The sequence below is a fragment of the Methylobacterium sp. WL64 genome, from assembly GCF_008039945.1.
GTDB lineage: Bacteria > Pseudomonadota > Alphaproteobacteria > Rhizobiales > Beijerinckiaceae > Methylobacterium.
In genome coordinates, this window is sequence record NZ_VRVA01000001.1 from 167,310 (window position 1) to 184,799 (window position 17,490).

Sequence of the window (17,490 nt, forward strand, 5' to 3'; positions counted from 1 at the left end):
GAGCCTCGCTCCCCGGCGACAGCACCGTACAACCCGTAGACTTCGTCTGGATTCATTCGAGATTGGAATAAGCTCCGAACACCCGTGTATGGCCTCGTCGTTTACTAATATCCGTGAATCGATTTTCAAAAAGAGTTCATCCGCTTGAGGATGATGCTGGCGTTGACACCCCCGAACCCGAAACCGTTCGACAGCGCGTAGTCTACAGAGGCCCGCCGAGCCTCCGGTCCGATGAGGTCCAGGCCTGACGCGCCCGCGTCGGGATCGGTCAGATTGAGGGTGGGCGGCAAGACGCCCTCGCGCAATGCCTGCACCGTGATGATCGCCTCCAGACCGCCGGCGGCGCCGAGGAGGTGGCCGGTTGCGGACTTCGTCGAGGAAATAGCCGGACCGTCCTCGCCGAAGACGGACCTGAGCGCCGCCAGCTCTCCCGAATCGCCGACCGACGTCGCGGTCGCGTGCGCGTTGACGTAGCCGATGGCGGCGGGTTCCAGCCCTGCCATGGCCAGGGCCGTGGTGATCGCCTGGCGGGCGCCGCTGCCATCCGCGGGACCGGCGGTGAGGTGGTAGGCGTCGGCGCTTGTGCCGTACCCGACCAGTTCGGCCAGCGGGACGGCGCCACGCGCCTGCGCGTGCGTCAGAGTTTCCAGCACGAGGATGCCGGCGCCCTCACCCATGACGAAGCCGTCGCGTCTTTGGTCGAAGGGCCGCGACGCGGCGGCTGGCGTGTCGTTGAACGCCGTCGAGAGGCTGCGCGCCGCGGCGAAGCCGCCGAGCGCGACGCGTGTGACGCAGGCCTCGGCACCGCCACAGACGACGACATCGGCGTCGCCGGCACGAATCAGGCGCATCGCATCCCCGATGGCTTGGACGCTCGCCGCGCAGGCGGTGACGGGAGCCCCGAGCGGTCCCTTGAAGCCGTAGCGGATGGAGACATGGCCGGCGGCCAGGTTGACCAGGAAGGCCGGCACCGTGAACGGCGACAGGCGCTGCGCGCCGCGGGTGCGCACGGTCTCCACAGCGTCCGTGATGGTCTGGAAGCCTCCGATGCCGGAGGCCACGATGGTCGCGGTGCGGACGCGCTCCCACTCGCTGGAGGGTTTCCAGCCCGACTGCCGAAGGGCCTGTTCCGCGGCCGTCAACGTGAACTGGATGAACCGGTCCATCTTGCGGAGGTCCTTGACCGGGATGAGGGCGCCCGGATCGAACCCGTCCGGATCCTCGTCCCGGGACGGCACGAGCCCGGCGACCTTCGCGTCGATGTCGGGGACGAGGTCGTCCGGCAAGCGCCGAACACCGGATTCGGATCCGACGAGCCGGCGCCACATCCCTTCGACGCTGCAGCCGAGCGGGGAGACGACGCCCATTCCCGTGACCACGATTCGTTCGCGCATCGTTATCCTCTGGCGGAGTCCTGGGTACGCCGCGGACGTCGCGCGGCACCTGCGGGTCCGGCCAGGACCGGCGCGGTCGCGCGTTCAGGCGATGAGGACGCACTCGCAAAAAATGCGGGCCGTCCCGGCCTGGCCGACGTCATTCGGTGACGGCAGCCTGCGCTGCCCGGATCAGTTCGCTCGCGAGAGCCTCGTCGTCGACTGCTCGCGCCAACACGACGGCACCGACGATCGTCGACAGCGTCGCCAGGGACCGTTGCCTGCGGCGCTCCTTGGCTCCCCTGGGCGTAAGGCCTGCGAGGATGGTGGCCATGCGCTCGACGCCCTGGGTGAACCGCGCCCGGACAGGACCGCCCCGCGGCTCCCGGGCCACGTCGTTCGCCAGGGCCGCGAGAGGGCATCCCATACCGGGTGACCGGACATGCGTGAGGGACAGGTAGTTGGCGATGAGGGTGTCGAGGCTCCCGCGGTATTCCTCGTCGAGCGCGCTGTCGAACGCCTCCGCGGCAAGGGCCTCCTTGTTGGAGAACTGACCGTAGAACCCGCCATGGGTGAGGCCGGCCGACGCCATGATGTCGGCGACCCCGACGCCATGGAGGCCGCGTTCCCGGAACAGCGACGCAGCGACCTCGACGACGCGGCGGCGGTTGAGCTTGGCCTGCTCTTGGGAAACTCTGGGCATGACCTGATCCTTCGGCGTTCCTGAGACCGATATAGATGCGTTTCATCATCTAAAGAAGGGCGGGACAGGCTGGCTTTCGATGGGGTCCGGCCACTGAGCCGCGAGCTCGGCGACAGGGATTGACGATTTCGGTCGACCGGCCTGCGGAGGGGGGCATCAATGCAGGCCGACCGCACGTTCGCTGCCGAACGCGCGATCCTGGAAGTCCGGGCTACCCCCCGGACCGAACCGGCACCGCGCCGGAGCCGGCGGCGGCGCGGCCCGTGCGGGGTTCCCGCGCCACCCGGAACCACAAGGCATAGAGCGCCGGCAGGAACAGCAGCGTGAGGAGCGTGCCCACGCCGACGCCGCCGATCAGGACGTAGGCGAGCGCCCCCCAGAACACCGAGTGCGTCAGCGGGATGAAGGCCAGCATCGCGGCAGCCGCCGTGAGGATCACGGGCCGCGCCCGCCGCACGGTGGATTCCACGATGGCCTCGTAGTCCGACAGGCCGGAGGCGCGGTCGTGGTGGATTTGATCCACCAGGATCAGCGTGTTGCGCATCAGGATGCCCGACAGCGCGATCAATCCCAGGATCGCGTTGAATCCAAACGGCTGCTGGAAGATCAACAGCGTGGGGACCGCCCCAACGAGGCCCAGCGGTGCGGTCGCGAACACCATGAACATGGTCGAGAACGACCGCACCTGCAGCATGATGACCGTCAGCGTCACGATCAGCATCAGGGGGAAGACCGCCACCAGCGCGTTCATCGCCTTGGCGCTCTCCTCCACGGCACCGGCGGTGTCGATCCGGTAGCCCGGCGGCAGCTTCGCCTTGATCGGGTCGAGGAGCGGCAGCACCTGCGCGTGGATGTCCGGCGGCTGCTTGCCGTCGAGCACGTCGCCCTGCACCCGAATGTAGGTCTCGCGATTGTAGCGCTTGAGCACCGCATCCTCGTTGCGGCTCTCCAGATGCGCCACCTGGGATAGTGGGACCTGGCGTCCGTCATGGGTGGCCAGCGTGAGGTCGCCGATCTCGCCGAGCGAGCGGCGCTCCGGTCCGGGGCTGCGCAGGAGCACGTCGACGGAGCGCAGGTTCTCGCGGACCTGGGTCGCGGGCGTCCCGTTGAGGTAGCTCTGCAGTTGCTGGCCGGCCTCCTTGGGGGTCAGGCCGATCAGGCGCAGGCGCTCCTGGTCGAGGACAAGGTGCAGGCTCGGAGTCTTGTCACCCCAATCCAGGTGCACCAGCCGCATGTTCGGGTTGGAGGCCATGGCGTCGGCGACCTCGGCCGCGATACCGCGGATGACGTCGAGATCGGGCCCGACCACGCGGAAGGCGACCGGAAAGCGGATGGGCGGCCCGAACACGATCTGCAGCACGCGCACGCGCGCCTCGGGGAAGAGGCCGTCCCTCACAAGCTTGCGGACCTTGAGCCGAAGCGCGTCACGGGCTGCGGCGTCAGCGGTCTGCACAACGATCTGCGCGAAGGCGGGGTCGGGCAGCTCCGGGTCGAAGGAGAGCACGAAGCGGGGCATGCCCTGGCCGATGTAGCTGGTGATCTCGCGCGCCTCGGGCAGCTGACGCACGGCCGCCTCGACCTTCTTCACGCTGGCCTCCGTGGTCGCGAAGGCTGTGCCCGTCGGCAGGGTCACCTCGACGATGAGTTCCGGGCGCTCCGAGTTCGGGAAGAACTGCTTCTCGACCTTGCCCATGCCGACCACTGCCACCGCAAACAGCGCCACGGTGATGCCGGCCGCCATCCACTTGTGGTCGACGGAGGCCCGCACGATCCGACGCAGGCGCTGGTAGTTCCGCGTCGCGTAGATCGCCTCGTGGCCACCCTCCACCGTCTTGATATTGGGCAGGAGCTTGACGCCGAGATAGGGCGTGAAGGTCACGGCCACGATCCAGGAGATGATCAGCGAGAAGCCGACCACCCAGAAGATGTTGCCGGCGTATTCGCCCGCCGTGGAAGCGGCGAAGCCCACGGGTAGGAACCCCGCGATGGTGACGAGCGTGCCGGTGAGCATCGGCGCGGCGGTGGCGCTCCAGGCATGGGTGGCCGCCTCGATGCGGTCGGCCCCCTCCTCCATGCGCACCACCATCATCTCGATGGCGATGATGGCGTCGTCCACGAGCAGGCCGAGCGAGATGATCAGCGCCCCGAGGGTGATGCGGTCGAAATCCCGCCCGGTGACCATCATCACCACGAACACGGCGGCGAGGGTGATAGGAACGGCGAGCGCCACGACGATGCCGACCCTGAACCCGAGGGCGACGAGGCTGACCACGATCACCACGGACAGCGCCGTGAAGAACTTCACCATGAACTCGTGGATGGCGTCGTCGATCACCTTGGCCTGGTCGGTGATCTTCGTGAACGTGATGCCGGTCGGCAACGCGTGATGGATCGCGAGCTCCTCGGCGTTCAACGCTTCGCCGAGCTGCAACCCGTTAAAGCCGGGCTTCATCACGAGGCCGAGCATCAGAGCCGGCTCGCCGTCATTGCGGATCGCGAAGACCTTCGGATCCTCGTAGCCGCGCTTTACCTCGGCGATGTCGCCGAGCTTTAGGCTGCGGTCGCCCGCGCTCACCGGCAGGTTCCGCAGGACGTCCAAGCCGTCGATGGCACCGTCGAGCCGCAGGTAGACCCGGGGCCCGGCGGTCTCGACGAAGCCTGCCGGGGTCACGTCGTTCTGGTTGGCCAGCGCGGACAGGAGCTGCTGGCCGGTGATGCCGAGCGTGGCGAGACGCTGATAGGAGATCTCGACGAAGATCTTCTGCGTCTGCTCACCCAGGATGTTGATCTTCTCGATCCCCGGCACCCGCAGCAGACGCTGGCGCAGATCCTCAGCCTTCAGCACGAGGTGCCGGTGCGGCAGACCCTGGGCCTGGAGGGCATAGAGCGCGAAGTAGACGTCCGAGAACTCGTCGTTGAACAGCGGGCCCATCACGCCGCGCGGCAGGGTGGACGCCTGATCGGACAGCTTCTTGCGGGCCTGGTAGAACTCCGACTGGAGCTTGGCCGGCGGCATGCTGTCCTTGAAGTAGACCTTCATCAGCATGAGGCCCGGCCGAACCGTGGTCTCGACGCGGTCGTAGTAGACGAGTTCCTGCAGGCGCTTCTCCAGGGGGTCGGCCACCTGCCGCTGCATCTCGTCGGTGGTGGCGCCGGGCCAGGCGGCCGAGACGGACATCGTCTTGACCGTGAAGGCCGGATCCTCGGCCCGGCCGAGCTTCTGGAAGGCGAAGAAGCCGGCGGCCGTCACCGCGATGATAAGGAAGAGCGTGACGGCCCGCTCGCGGACCGCCAGGGCGGAGAGGTTGAAGCCGGTCATCGGGCGACTCCCGTCAGGGTCGGGGGCGCTTGGCGCACGCTCTCTCCCGCCTTCAGGAGATGCGCGCCGAGCGACACGATGCGGTCGCCGGGGTTGAGGCCGGACACGACCTCGGCCTCTTCCTCGGACATGCGCGCGACCGAGACCGGTTGGGCGGAGACCGTCTTCGTGCCGGCATCGAACTTCCAGACCGCCGAGCCCTGCCCCTGGTCGAACAGGGCCCCGAGCGGCACCTCGACCGATGCGGAACGTCCGGTTTCCGCCGGCTTGAGCCGGAGCGTCACGGTCGCGCCCAGCGGCGCGTCCTCGCCGCCGCCGGACAGGATGTAGCGCGCCCGGTAGGTCCGGGTGGCCGCGTCGGCGGTAGCCGACAGTTCGCGCAGCCGTGCCGGATAGGTCGCCTGGCCCTCTGCGTAGAGCGTCGCCGAGGCGGTGCCCCGCGCCAAGTGGCGGCTCGCCTCCGGCAGGAAGACCTCCGCCTCGCGGGCACCATCGCGCGCCAGCTTGACGACGGTCTGGCCGGCGGCGACCACCTGACCGGGTTCGGTCGGGACCTCCATCACGACGCCATCGGCATCCGCCTGGAGTTCGGAATAGCCGGCCTGGTTGGAAACCTGGCTCGCCTGGGCCTCGGCGTTGGCGAACTGGGCGATGGCGGCATCTGCCGCCGCCTTGTTCTGGTCGTAGGTCTGCTTCGAGGTCCATCCGTCGCCGACCAGCTTGCGACTACGCTCCTCGTCGGCCTTGGCCTTGATCATCTGGGCGCGCGCGGCCTCGACGGAGGCGCGCGCCGCGTTGAGCGCCAGGGTGAAGTCGGTCCGGTCCAGACGCATCAGGGGCTGCCCGATCCGGACATGATCCCCCGGATCGACGAGGCGTTCGAAGATCTTGCCGCCGACCCGGAACCCGAGATTGCTCTCCGTGCGGGCCCGGACGACGCCGGTATAGCGCACGACGCCCCTCGTTCCCGGAACGACCTCGATGGTCTGCACCAGCGGCGGCTCCTGAGGTACGGCAGTCTCGGCCGGCGAGCAGCCCACCAGCGCCGATGCGGAAAGCGCGAGCATCCATCTCACGTCCATGGCCCGCCTCCACATCGATCCGATCCTTCGCAAAAATTATGGTCATCATCTATTGTGCGGGCGTGCTTTCGTCAATGGCGGAACCGGGATCCTGGCCGGGGCTCGGTTTGATTCACTGGTCGGTCCCACCCGCCGATCGCACCGACGCTGGCGAGCAGGGTGGAGTCGGTCCACGCCGACCACAGCGGCGTGCATCCGTCCGTCCCAAATCCGGGGCGCCTTCCTGTCTTCGGCCCGCAGCGTCGGGCGGGTTGGACCGGCCTACCTCGTTTGGCGGTATTGGACGGGCTGACGGTTCGCCTCCAAGCGAAGCCGTCGGGAGCCTCGGCCATGCGTCGGCGCGGAGCGCTCGGGACGTCGAAGGCTGAGGGCGATGGCGTTTCGTCGAGACATGGCGGGTTTCGGACCGGACGAGACCGGATCGGCCTGGCTTCCAACCGGCGGGCTCGATGAGCGTGGTGCTTGGCATGTCGCCCGCCCGTCGCGCCGCCGGCTCGGCGCCCACGGTCTGCCGCGGCTCGAGCCCGCTGCGATACTCTGGGTCCTGCTGATCCTGCTCGCGCCGATCAGCGGCGAGCAGGTCAAGCTCCCGGGTCTGGATAAGGCGGTCTGGCTGGGCGCCGACCTGGCGGCTCTCGCCTTCCTGGTCTTACGGCGCGATCTCGCCAGCACGCTGTTCGGCAGCCGGCCCGTCATCCTGCTTTGGCCGGCGCTCGCCGTGATGTCGGCGGCATGGTCGCTGACCCCGGACATCTCGGCCTATCACGGCCTCCAGCTGCTCGCCACGGTCGTGGCGGGGATCGCGTTGCGCGCCACGATGGGGCTATCCGGCGTCGTCAGGATCGTCTTCCTCGGGCTGCTGGGCGGGCAGATCCTGTCGCTGGCGCTGGGCGTTGCCGCCCCCGGCATGACCCGCGGCCTCAGCGGGGAATGGTCCGGGGTCTACTCGCACAAGAACGTGCTCGGGAGCCTGATGAGCCTCCAGCTCCTCTGTGCCGCCTGCCTGTTCCTCCAGGGCTGGCACCGGCTCCTGACCGGGGCGGCCTTCCTGGGCGCCGTGATGCTGCTGGTCTCGTCCCATTCCGCCACCGCCCTGGTGGCCGGCGCAGTGGGGCTCTCCCCACTCTGCGTGGTCATGGCGTGGCGACAGGGTAACCTGGTGACGGGCTTCTGCCTCGGGCTTGCCATCGCGCTCGCGGGAATCGGCATCCTGGTCGCCGCGACCTACGGAGCGGACCTCTCCGCCAGCCTGCTCTCGGACCTCGGCAAGGACACGACCCTGACCGGCCGCACCATCCTCTGGCAGTTCGGCATCGATCAGTTCTGGCGGGAGCCCCTCGTCGGGATCGGCTACAAAGCCTACTGGGAAAGCCCGATCACCACGGCGCCCTACCTCCACTTCACCACGAAGCAGAAGCTCTGGTTCTTCCACAACAACTTCATCGACGTTGCGGTGGCATTCGGCGTCGTCGGCCTGATCATTTTCACGGGCGTCTTGCTCGATACGGCACGTCGCGTCATCGCGCACTTCACCCGGTCTCCGGGCTATGTCGAAGCCTGGCCGATCCTGTTCCTCGCGCAGCTCGTGGTCTTCATTTGCTTCGAGTGCCCGTTGTTCATGAATCACGGGATGCATCAGTTCCTGCTGGCGGCGATCCTTCCGGTCCTGCGGCAACGGCCGACGGCCTGATCGACGATCAGTCCGGCTGGAAGCAGGGGCCTACCCCTACCAGTCCGAAGCTGCCGCATAGGCGGAAGCAGGATGCGCAGCGTATCGTCCGCACTTCGTATGCAATCTAATTCCGGATCACGCGAATATTTCTCGAAGATACACGTGGATGACGTGTCATAAATCTTGCGATCCCCGGCTTTTAACTATAAAATTATTTTTCCGCTTTTCCGCTCTGGCTAATTCGACAAGGCGTTCATCCCAGCAGAGTCCGCGTGCGGAAACGTCAGCGCAGTGTGAAACTTTTAAACGACGATTACTGAATTCGGCCGCAAAATATGTTTGCAAGTTTGTTAAATTCAGCGCATGATTCTAAATCAAAGGCTGGTACAATGTGCTGCATTGCAATATCGATCCCGCGGTTTCGCGAGAGACATGCCTATATTACCCGGCATCTCCATACGGTCTGGGGGGCGGATTTCGAAATTCTGGGTATCGACGGGTCGGTGGCCGGCCGTGACGCGTCGCCGGGATCCGATCTGAGCCCGGGACAGGTGGGCTGCGCCCTCTCGCACCTGGCCGCCTACGAATCCATGATCGATCGCAGGTTACCCTGGGCCCTCATCGTCGAAGACGACGCGGTGTTGCCGCCGGACATCCACGACATCTTGGTCCGGGTCGAGGCGACCCTGCGCCGGGGCGATGTCGTCCTCCTCTACAATCGGCCGCAGCATCGCGCCGCCTTCAGCACCGTGAACGCCGATTCGATCGGCGACTACCGGCTGTGCCTGCCCATGAACATGGCAGGGCTCGGAACGACGGCCGCCTACGTGATCACGCGGCAGGCGGCAGAAGGCATCCTGAAGGTGAACCGGCCGGTCGTGGCGGCTGCCGACAACTGGGAATACTTCTTCGAGCGCCAGGCTATCGCCCGGGCCCGGGTGATGTCGCCGAACCCGGTCTCGATAAAACCGTTCGAATCGACGGTCTTCACATCCGGGTCCCGGTTCGGCGGCGTCCTGAAGAGCAATCGCCTGTTCCAGCCGCTGCTGGCGGCCCGGCGCCGTTTTTTGACGGCGCGCATGACGGGCCAGACGGTGTTCGTCGACGAAGTCTCGCCCTACTCCACGATGTCCCCGCAATAGAGGCGGCTGCAGCGCCGTTCTCGACACCGGTCTTCAGGGCATCCGGTCGCCCACCTCGCGTCCTCGCGTGCGGGATCCTCGGCCACGGCACGTCGCTCGCTGCGGTGCAGCCTCCGGATCTGACCTGCGCTGCCCGGCGCTCACTCCGTTCAGCGTTTTCGACGGACGCAGAGCGCCGACGATCCATTCGGATGAGCGAAGAACAGGCCGCCGCGCGGCGCGGATGCCGTGGCCGCCCTCTTCCAGTGCCGGGGCTCGGCGACGAAGCCAGCAATACAAACGAAAGACGTAGGCATACGGCGCCGACCTTACCCTTGGCCCGCGCCCGAACCATGACACTCTGATTGCCGAAGCGTCGAGGGCCATCACCGCGCCATCGAACGCAACCCGGTCGCCGCACTGCCGCTGCGGCCGCCATCACACTCCGGCAGCGAAGCGTGACGATGGGCAGATCTCTCTCGAGTTCGGATCCGACCAAGACCTTCACGGTCCGAGAATCCTGGCTGGCCGGACCGTTCTCGCTGGCGCAGGCCCGGCCGTATCTGATCCTGCTCGCGCAGATCACCGCGCTCCTGATGGTGATCAAGCTGTCGCGGATCGTCGACGAGCGGAACAACTACTACATCATCGTGCTGCCGCTGTTGCTGGCGGCCGCGATGCTGCGCCGGACCTACGCCGCCTCCGACACCGCCGCCGTCCGGCTGCTCCAATTGATCGGCGTGATCTCCGGGGCCTACGCCCTCGTGCATTACCCGCTGTTCCCGGTGGTCGAGCAGGGCTTCAAGGCGATGGCGACGCTGGGCGCCCTCGTGGGCCTCTGGATCGCCGCCGTGGCCTGCGGGATCCTGTGCCTGCGCTGGCCGTCGCTCGGCGTGGTGGGCGCGGCCTACCTGGTTTGGAGCAAGCTCGCCGTCAGCCGGGTGACGGGGCTCTGGCACGGACACATCATCGACGTCGTGCCCCTCGCGGAGGTCAGCTTCTGCCTGCTGGCCGGTCTCGGCGTCATCGCCCTCACGGCCCGCGTGAGCGCATCGCCGGGCATGCCCGCTGCCGCCAGGACCGACATCGCCACCGCCGGCGCGCTGTTCTCGAAGGTTCTCATCGCCGCCGCGATCAGCATCCAACTCGGGAACTACTACTCATCCTTCCTGGCCAAGGTGACGCTGGATGCCGGCCCGACATCCTGGCTGCTCGCGAACGACCCAGGAAAACTGTTCAGCGTCGGCCTCGACAACAACCACGTCTTCTACGCGAGCTGGGCCTGGCTGGTGGAAGGCATGCGGGCGATCCTGAGTCATGCCGGGCCCCTCACGAACACGCTCATCCTGGTCGGACAAGGGGCGGCCCTGGTCGGCATCCTGATGCCGCGGCGCTGGCTCGTTATCCTGCTGCTCGGCTTCGACGCGATGCACCTGTCCATCGTGGTCGTCATGGGCGCCAATTTCGCCCCGTGGATCCTGCTGAACCTGGCGATCGGCGCCGTGGTGATCAGCCGGCATTACCAGCGGCCGCCGCTGATGGTCGGGGTGCTCTCGGTGCTGTTCATCCTGAGCGACAACAGCTTCATGACTCAGGCGCGGCTCGGCTGGTACGACACCGCAGCGAATAATAAGTTGTACTTCCAGGCGGTCGATAAGGACGGCGGGCGCCACTACGTCCCGACGAACTTCTTCACCTTCTACTCGTATCCCTTCGCCCACATGGCCTACGGATCGCCGGATGCGGAGACCGCCTTCGCCCTCGACAACCCAAATGGCGGAACCCAGGTCTACCGGAAAGTCGTCGCGTCGCTGTCCTGCGACGTGCCGGTCCTCACCGCCCGGGACGGCGCCGGGCAAGACCTCGCCAAGATCGAGATCGATCGGCCCGCGGTCGATGCCTACATCCGCGGGTATCACCGACTGGTCACTGGAATTGCCGACAGGCTGGGGTCGTTCCCCCATGCTTTCTACCCGCATCACTTCTTCGTCCCGCTCCAGCACGGAGCGAGCTTCGACGGCGTGGGCCTGCACGACATCGTCGCCTACATCTATCGGCGTGAATCGGTCTGCCTCAGCCTGCAGGATGGCGTGCCGGTCCGCAGGCTGGTCTCGGAAGCCGAGCATCGGATCGATCTGAAGCCATGACCGACGCAGCTCTCACGGTCGTCTACGACGGCGAATGCCCGTTCTGCAGCAACTACGTGCGCCTGATGGCCCTGCGCCGGTCGGTCGGCACCGTGGCACTAGTCGATGCCCGGGAGGGCGGCCCGGTGGTCGAGGACCTGACCCGGCGCGGTTACGACCTCGACAACGGCATGGTCGTCCGCCACGGCCGGACCCTGTATTACGGCCCGGACGCCTTGGTCCTGCTCTCGACCCTTAGCGAGGATCGGGGCCCGATCGGCCGCGCCCTATCGTGGCTGCTACGCAGCCCGTCCCGCGCGCGCCTGCTCTATCCGATGATGAAGCTCGGTCGACGCGCGACCCTGGCTCTGCTGGGCCGACGCCTCATCGCGCAGCCCGCATCCGGCCGGCACCCTTGAACCTGCGCCACCGAGATCTGCCCCCGAGATCTGTGCTGCGCGTGAAAGGCTTCCGGCACGCTGGAAATGACCACGCGGCATCGGCCTTGCTCGTGCTCTCGCGCTTCCAGCCGGCCTGGCGCTCTCGACTTCTGAGCGTCGGCGGTGTGGAAGGATCGTGATCCGGTCGCGATGCGGGCCGCCCTCCAGGCCTGCCTGCCCGGAGCGGTACGCAGCAGGAAGGGACGAGTCCGTTGGCCAGCGTGGACCTGAATTCCGATCTCGGCGAGGGCTACGGCACCTACGCCTGCGGGGATGATGCGGCGATCCTCGGCATTGTCACCTCCGCCAACGTCGCCTGCGGCCTGCACGCGGGCGATCCCGAGATCATGGCCAGCACCTTCGCGCTGGCCAAGGCGCGCGGCGTGGCGGTCGGCGCCCATCCGGGCTTTCCGGACCTCTGGGGCTTCGGACGGCGGCGCATGCCGTTCACCCCGCCCGAGATCGAACGGCTCGTCGCCTACCAGGTCGGCGCCGCGCAGGCGCTCGCCGCCTATGCCGGCCACCGGGTCACCTACGTGAAGGCGCACGGCGCGCTCGCCAACCTGGCCGCCGAAGACCGGGCCGTCGCCGACGCGATCGCCAGAGCGGTCCGGGCGGTCGATCGGGACCTGGCGCTGCTCGCCATCGCACTCACCGCACAGGTGGCGGCGGGCGAGGCTTGCGGGCTCGAGGTCCACCAGGAGATCTTCGCCGATCGCGGCTACACCGAAGCCGGCCTGCTGATCGCGCGCGACCGGCCCGGCGCGCTGATCACCGAGGCCGATGCGGCCGCAGACCGGGTCCTCCGCATGGTCGAGGGCGGGGCGATCCTCACCGCCTCGGGCAAGTCCCTGCCGACGCCGATCCGCTCGATCTGCGTGCACGGGGATTCCGCCCATGCGGTCGCCACGGCCCGGGCTGTGCGCGCCCGCCTGGAGGGTGCCGGCGTGACCCTGGCACCGTTCCGCCCATGAGCGACGCGGTGAGCGAACCGCGGCTGCTGGATTCCGGTGAGGCAGCGCTGGTGGTCGAGTTCGGCAGCACCGTCGATCCCACGATCAGCGACCGGGTCCTGGCGCTCGACGACGCCCTCGGCGCCGATCCGCCGGAGGGATTGCGCGAGCGCGTGCCGACCTACCGCTCCCTGATGCTCCACTACGATCCGCTGGTGCTCGACCGTGAGACGCTGGCGGAGCGAGTGCGGGCGCTGGTCGCCGGCGCCGTCGCCCGTGCCGGCACGCCGACCCTCTGGACGCTGCCCTGCTGCTACGACGCTCCCCACGGTGAGGACATCGCGCAGGTCGCCGAACGAACCGGGCTCTCCGCCGACGCAGTGGTGGCGACCCATGCCGGAGCCACCTACCGGGTCTACATGTACGGGTTCGCACCGGGCTTCGCCTATCTCGGCGGCCTGCCCAAGACCCTCGCGGTACCCAGGCGCGCGAGCCCGCGGCCCCCGCATCCGAAAAACGCCGTGGTGATCGGCGGCGGCCTGGCCGCGGTGGCCACCGTGCCGATGCCCACGGGCTGGTACGTGATCGGCGCCACTCCGGCCCGGCTCTACGCCCCGGAGCGCAGCGAGAGCTTCTTCGTCGGTGCCGGCGACCTGATCCGGTTCGAGGCCGTGGACGTCGCGACCTTCGATGCCCTGACCGCCCGGGAGGCGGCGGGCGAGCCGGTCGCCCGCCGTGGGGAGGCTGATCGATGACCGCCCTCGTCATCGAGGCCGCCGGGCCCGGCGTGACGCTGCAGGATGGCGGCCGGCACGGCTACCTGCGCTACGGCATCACGGCCGCGGGCCCGATGGACCCGCTGATGCACGCCACCGCCAACCGCGCGGCGGGCAATCCCCTGGACGCCACCGCCATCGAGGTCTCCACCGGCGGCCTCACCGTCACGACCGACGGCGGGCCGCTCGGCATCGCCATGGCCTCCCGGAGTTTCCGGATCACCCTCGACGGAGTTCCCCTTCCCGACGCGGTCGCGCTGACCCTGGAGCCGGGCCGGACGCTGACGGTGCGCGCCGGCTCGTCCGGCGCCTGGGGCTACCTCGCCGTGCAGGGGCGCCTCGACGTGGCGCCGGTGCTCGGATCGACCGCGACCCACACCCGCTCCGGCCTCGGCGGCCTGGACGGTCGCGGACTGGCCGCAGGCGACCGCCTTCCCGTGGCCGAGGCCCGGCCCGGCGAGGCCTCGGCGCACCGGCTGATCGCGCCCTGGCTCGACCGCGATCCGAAGGAAATCCGGGTCGTGCTCGGCCCGCAGGACGACTATTTCGCCCCCGACCAGATCGATGCCTTCCTGGCCGGCCCCTGGATCGTCTCGCCGCGCGGCGACCGCATGGCCTGCTTCCTCGACGGAACGCCGCTCAAGCACGCCAAGGGCTACGACATCGTCTCGGACGGGGTGGCGATGGGGGCGATCCAGGTGCCCGGCAACGGCCTGCCGATCATCCTGATGGCGGACCGGCAATCGACCGGCGGCTATCCGAAGATCGCCACCGTGATCGGGCCGGATCTCGGGCGCCTCGCCCAGGCGCAGGGCGGGACCACGCTGTCGTTCCGCAGCGTCACCGTGGCCGAGGCGGTGGCGGCCCGCCGGGCCGAACGCGAAGCGTTGCGGGAGCCGGTGGGGCGTGATCCGGTGGTGCGCACGGATTTCGCCTCCGATTTCCTGCTCGGGCTCAACCTCGTCGGCGGCGTCACCGACGGGCACGCCTGATGGTCTCCACGCAACAATGGTCCGCAGGGCCGCGCGACCGCGTATCATACCGGTCTGCCTGATTCCGGCGGCCCGGATCCGAACCGAGATAGAGAGAGCCTTCCCGCATGGCGCACGCCGTCACAGCCTCTGGAACGCCCCCCGTGCGCGCCAACGAGCCCCTGAACGCGGACAGCGTCCGCCGCGCCCGCATCGATCTGGCGGCCTGCCTGCGCTGGGCCGCGCGCAACGGCCTCGAAGAGGGGATCTGCAACCACTTCTCGGCTGTGCTGCCGGAGCGTCCGGACCTGTTCCTAGTCAACCCCTACGGCCTGGCTTTCGCCGAGGTGACGGCGTCGAGCCTGCTGCTGTGCGATTTCCACGGCAACGTGGTCGAGGGCGACGGCCAGCCCGAGGCGACGGCCTTCCACATCCATGCCGAGTTGCACCGGCTGAAGCCGAACGCCCGGGCCGCCTTCCACACCCACATGCCCTACGCGACGGCGCTGGCCATGCTGGAGGGGCAGCCGCTGCTCTGGGCCGGGCAGACCGCCCTGCGATTCTACGGCCGTATCGCCGTGGATGAGGATTACAACGGGCTGGCGCTCGACGCGAGCGAGGGCGAACGGATCGCCCGGAGTGCCGGCGAGGCCGACGTGGTGTTCCTGAAGAACCACGGCGTCATGGTGCTGGGCGAGACCATCGCGGAAGCTTGGGACGACCTCTACTACCTGGAGCGCGCCGCCCAGGCACAGGTGCTCGCCATGAGCACGGGCCGCACAATCAAAACCGTCCCCGAGGAGATCGTGAAGCGCGTGGCCGCTCAGGAAGCCGCCGGCCGCGCCGAGAGCGCGCGCCTGCACCTCGAAAGCGTCAAGCGGGTCCTGGCCCGGGACGAGCCGACCTTCCTGGCCTGAGCGCCCATCTGGCCTGAGGCGCCTCTCATGGCGCCGCGCGGATGCGGTCCAACAGCGCCGCGTCGGCGTAGCCATCCGCCGGCAGCCCCTGCGAACCCTGATAGGCGCGCAGGGCCGCCCGAGTCTTCGGGCCGATCTTCCCATCGACGCCGCCGGTGGCGTAGCCGCGCTCGCTCAGCCGGGTCTGAAGGTCGCGGCGCTCGTCCCCGGTGAGCGGCCGGTCACCCCGGGGCCAGTCGCGCGACAGACCCGGATCGCCGCGCAGGCGGTCCGAGAGCAGCGCCACGGTCAAGGCATACGCCAGAGCCGTGTTGTAGCGCAGGATCGCGGAAAAATTCGGCCGGAGCAGGAAGGCGGGCCCGCGAATTCCCGCAGGCAGGATCAGGGTCGCCGTCGCGGCCTCGTCCGGGATGGGGCGATCCCGGGTGAGTCTCACGCCGAGGTCCCGCCACGCCGCGAGGCTGCGCGGCGTGGTCTCGTCGGCCAGCGCAGCTTCGAACCCGTCCGGCAGCACCACTTCGTAGCCCCAGCCTTCGCCGGACCGCCAGCCGTGATCGCGCAGATAATTCGCCGTGGAGGCGAGTGCGTCCGGGGCCGACGTCCAGATGTCCCGCTTCCCATCCCCATCGAAATCCACCGCGTAGCGCTGGTAGACGCTGGGCATGAACTGGGTATGGCCCATCGCGCCGGCCCAGGACCCGGTCAGGCCGCCCGGCATGCGGTCGAGGGGCGCCTCTCCACGGGCGATGATCTGCAGCGCGGCGGTCAACTCGTCGCGCCAGTAGGACGACCGGCTGGGATCCCCGCAGCTCAGCGTCGCGAGCGCGCGCACCACGGGCCGCACCACGGCGCTATTGTCGAGCACGGCACCGTAGCTCGACTCGACGCCCCAGAAGGCCACCAGCGTGTAGCGGTCGACGCCGTACTGCGCCTCGATGGCCGCCAGCGGTGTCGCCAGCTCCGCCAGCTTGCGCTGACCGGTCTCGATCCGCGCCGGCGTCACGCTGGCCTCGATGTAGTCCCAGATCGGCCGGATGAACTCTCCCTGATTCTGCGTCGCCGCCAGCACCTCCGCGTCCGGCTGCAAGTCACCCAACTGCGCCTGCGCGACGGAATGTGGGACGTCGTGCGTTGTCGCCCAGGCCATCAAATCGCCGCGGCAGGATTCGAAAGACACGGCTGGCGGGCTATCCCCGGGCGCGGCCATGGCCAGCCCCGGCGCGGAGGCAAGAGCCGCGATTCCGAGCGCACAAGCGAATCGCCAGCGGCGCGACAGGGCCCGCCAGCCACGCTCTGCGATGAAGGCCGGCCAGGGGCGATCGTCCATCGGCGTCTCCGACTCAAAGCCTGTCAAGGGGTACCCATCGAAGCGCACCGTCGTGGCGACCGATCGGCAGCGTCGTCTTACCGGCCTGACCCATTGGTATCCAGGCATCGTCGGCCCCGGTAGCCCGATGGGCTTCGCTCGGCAGGCGCCCTACTTTCCATCGACGACGTTCTGCGGAGGCCCCATCGTGAAACGACCCGCCCTGTGGGTGATCTGCGCCGCAGGCCTGCTGGCGGCCGGCCCGGCCTGCGCCCTCGAGGTCACCCGCAGCCGCGACATCCCGGCACCGCCCGCCGCAATCTGGGCGTTGATCGGCGATTTCTGCGCGATCGGGCTGTGGCACCCGCAGGTCGAGCGCTGCATCCTCTCGCGCGAGGACGACGACGACGGCATCCGCGCACAGATCCGCGGTCTGGTGGCGAAGGGCGGCCTGGGCACGATCGTCGAGGTCGAGACCGCCCGCGACGAGGCGGCCATGAGCTACAGCTACAGCTTCATCCAGGGCCCGCTGCCGGTGCGTGCCTACAACGCTACCCTGGCGGTCCGCCCGAACGGCACGGGCTCCACGGTGGTCTGGACCGCGACCTTCGACGCCGAGGGCATGAGCGACGCCGGCGCCCTCAAGGACATCACCGGAATCTACGACGATGGGCTCGCCGGCATCGCCCGGGAGATCGCCAAATAGGGCGCGGTCCGAACGGCGAATGTCT

At 68.5% G+C, this 17,490-nt stretch carries 14 protein-coding genes; 9 read left to right on the plus strand and 5 right to left on the minus strand.

Features of this window, described 5'->3' with window-relative positions:
• Nucleotides 1-125: 125 nt before the first annotated feature.
• From fabF to FV242_RS00815, 4 genes are all read right to left on the minus strand, one after another.
• Nucleotides 126-1,394, minus strand: coding sequence for a beta-ketoacyl-ACP synthase II (gene fabF / locus FV242_RS00800; RefSeq protein ID WP_147937584.1), 1,269 nt, complete (start codon nt 1,392-1,394; stop codon nt 126-128).
• A gap of 139 nt (nt 1,395-1,533) precedes the next feature.
• Nucleotides 1,534-2,076 carry a TetR/AcrR family transcriptional regulator gene (locus FV242_RS00805; RefSeq protein WP_147937585.1) on the minus strand — a complete coding sequence of 181 codons (543 nt, stop codon included), beginning with the start codon at nt 2,074-2,076 and terminating at the stop codon, nt 1,534-1,536.
• Nucleotides 2,077-2,287: 211 nt separating this feature from the next.
• Complete coding sequence (locus tag FV242_RS00810; protein ID WP_147937586.1) at nt 2,288-5,395, minus strand: efflux RND transporter permease subunit; 3,108 nt, start codon at nt 5,393-5,395, stop codon at nt 2,288-2,290.
• A complete protein-coding gene (locus FV242_RS00815) occupies nt 5,392-6,477 on the minus strand; it encodes an efflux RND transporter periplasmic adaptor subunit (RefSeq protein ID WP_147937587.1) in 1,086 nt (361 codons plus the stop codon). The genes FV242_RS00810 and FV242_RS00815 overlap by 4 nt, the downstream gene beginning before the upstream one ends.
• Before the next feature lie 373 nt (nt 6,478-6,850).
• On the opposite strand from FV242_RS00815, the gene FV242_RS00820 reads away from it, so the two are divergent.
• From FV242_RS00820 to FV242_RS00855, 8 genes are all read left to right on the plus strand, one after another.
• Entirely contained in the window at nt 6,851-8,167 is a 1,317-nt protein-coding gene (locus FV242_RS00820) for an O-antigen ligase (protein ID WP_147937588.1), read from the plus strand.
• A gap of 485 nt (nt 8,168-8,652) precedes the next feature.
• Nucleotides 8,653-9,291, plus strand: a complete 639-nt coding sequence (locus FV242_RS00825; protein ID WP_246691970.1) for a glycosyltransferase family 25 protein — start codon at nt 8,653-8,655, stop codon at nt 9,289-9,291.
• A 443-nt stretch (nt 9,292-9,734) separates the two neighbouring features.
• Complete coding sequence (locus FV242_RS00830; RefSeq protein ID WP_147937589.1) at nt 9,735-11,417, plus strand: hypothetical protein; 1,683 nt, start codon at nt 9,735-9,737, stop codon at nt 11,415-11,417.
• Nucleotides 11,414-11,815, plus strand: coding sequence for a DCC1-like thiol-disulfide oxidoreductase family protein (locus FV242_RS00835; protein ID WP_147937590.1), 402 nt, complete (start codon nt 11,414-11,416; stop codon nt 11,813-11,815). Before FV242_RS00830 ends, FV242_RS00835 begins: the two co-directional genes overlap by 4 nt.
• A gap of 233 nt (nt 11,816-12,048) precedes the next feature.
• Nucleotides 12,049-12,810 carry a LamB/YcsF family protein gene (locus tag FV242_RS00840; RefSeq protein ID WP_147937591.1) on the plus strand — a complete coding sequence of 254 codons (762 nt, stop codon included), beginning with the start codon at nt 12,049-12,051 and terminating at the stop codon, nt 12,808-12,810.
• Nucleotides 12,807-13,544 carry an allophanate hydrolase subunit 1 gene (locus tag FV242_RS00845; RefSeq protein ID WP_147937592.1) on the plus strand — a complete coding sequence of 246 codons (738 nt, stop codon included), beginning with the start codon at nt 12,807-12,809 and terminating at the stop codon, nt 13,542-13,544. The genes FV242_RS00840 and FV242_RS00845 overlap by 4 nt, the downstream gene beginning before the upstream one ends.
• Nucleotides 13,541-14,557, plus strand: a complete 1,017-nt coding sequence (locus FV242_RS00850) for a biotin-dependent carboxyltransferase family protein (RefSeq protein WP_147937593.1) — start codon at nt 13,541-13,543, stop codon at nt 14,555-14,557. The genes FV242_RS00845 and FV242_RS00850 overlap by 4 nt, the downstream gene beginning before the upstream one ends.
• Before the next feature lie 107 nt (nt 14,558-14,664).
• Nucleotides 14,665-15,453 (plus strand): aldolase, encoded by a 789-nt coding sequence (locus FV242_RS00855; protein WP_147937594.1) that lies wholly within the window; start codon nt 14,665-14,667, stop codon nt 15,451-15,453.
• A 25-nt stretch (nt 15,454-15,478) separates the two neighbouring features.
• Here the strand turns inward: FV242_RS00855 and FV242_RS00860 are convergent, their stop codons facing one another.
• A complete protein-coding gene (locus tag FV242_RS00860; protein ID WP_147937644.1) occupies nt 15,479-16,660 on the minus strand; it encodes a lytic murein transglycosylase in 1,182 nt (393 codons plus the stop codon).
• A gap of 307 nt (nt 16,661-16,967) precedes the next feature.
• Between FV242_RS00860 and FV242_RS00865 the strand changes: the two genes are divergently transcribed.
• Nucleotides 16,968-17,465 (plus strand): SRPBCC family protein, encoded by a 498-nt coding sequence (locus FV242_RS00865; protein ID WP_246692552.1) that lies wholly within the window; start codon nt 16,968-16,970, stop codon nt 17,463-17,465.
• Nucleotides 17,466-17,490: the final 25 nt, after the last annotated feature.

Bases quoted from the DNA above. Each gene is read 5' to 3' on its own strand.
- fabF (WP_147937584.1), bottom strand. From the start codon at position 1,394: ATGCGCGAACGAATCGTGGTCACGGGAATGGGCGTCGTCTCCCCGCTC.
- FV242_RS00820 (WP_147937588.1), top strand. From the start codon at position 6,851: ATGGCGTTTCGTCGAGACATGGCGGGTTTCGGACCGGACGAGACCGGA.
- FV242_RS00855 (WP_147937594.1), top strand. From the start codon at position 14,665: ATGGCGCACGCCGTCACAGCCTCTGGAACGCCCCCCGTGCGCGCCAAC.
- FV242_RS00805 (WP_147937585.1), bottom strand. From the start codon at position 2,076: ATGCCCAGAGTTTCCCAAGAGCAGGCCAAGCTCAACCGCCGCCGCGTC.
- FV242_RS00860 (WP_147937644.1), bottom strand. From the start codon at position 16,660: ATGGCCGCGCCCGGGGATAGCCCGCCAGCCGTGTCTTTCGAATCCTGC.
- FV242_RS00845 (WP_147937592.1), top strand. From the start codon at position 12,807: ATGAGCGACGCGGTGAGCGAACCGCGGCTGCTGGATTCCGGTGAGGCA.
- FV242_RS00850 (WP_147937593.1), top strand. From the start codon at position 13,541: ATGACCGCCCTCGTCATCGAGGCCGCCGGGCCCGGCGTGACGCTGCAG.
- FV242_RS00830 (WP_147937589.1), top strand. From the start codon at position 9,735: ATGGGCAGATCTCTCTCGAGTTCGGATCCGACCAAGACCTTCACGGTC.
- FV242_RS00810 (WP_147937586.1), bottom strand. From the start codon at position 5,395: ATGACCGGCTTCAACCTCTCCGCCCTGGCGGTCCGCGAGCGGGCCGTC.
- FV242_RS00815 (WP_147937587.1), bottom strand. From the start codon at position 6,477: ATGGACGTGAGATGGATGCTCGCGCTTTCCGCATCGGCGCTGGTGGGC.
- FV242_RS00835 (WP_147937590.1), top strand. From the start codon at position 11,414: ATGACCGACGCAGCTCTCACGGTCGTCTACGACGGCGAATGCCCGTTC.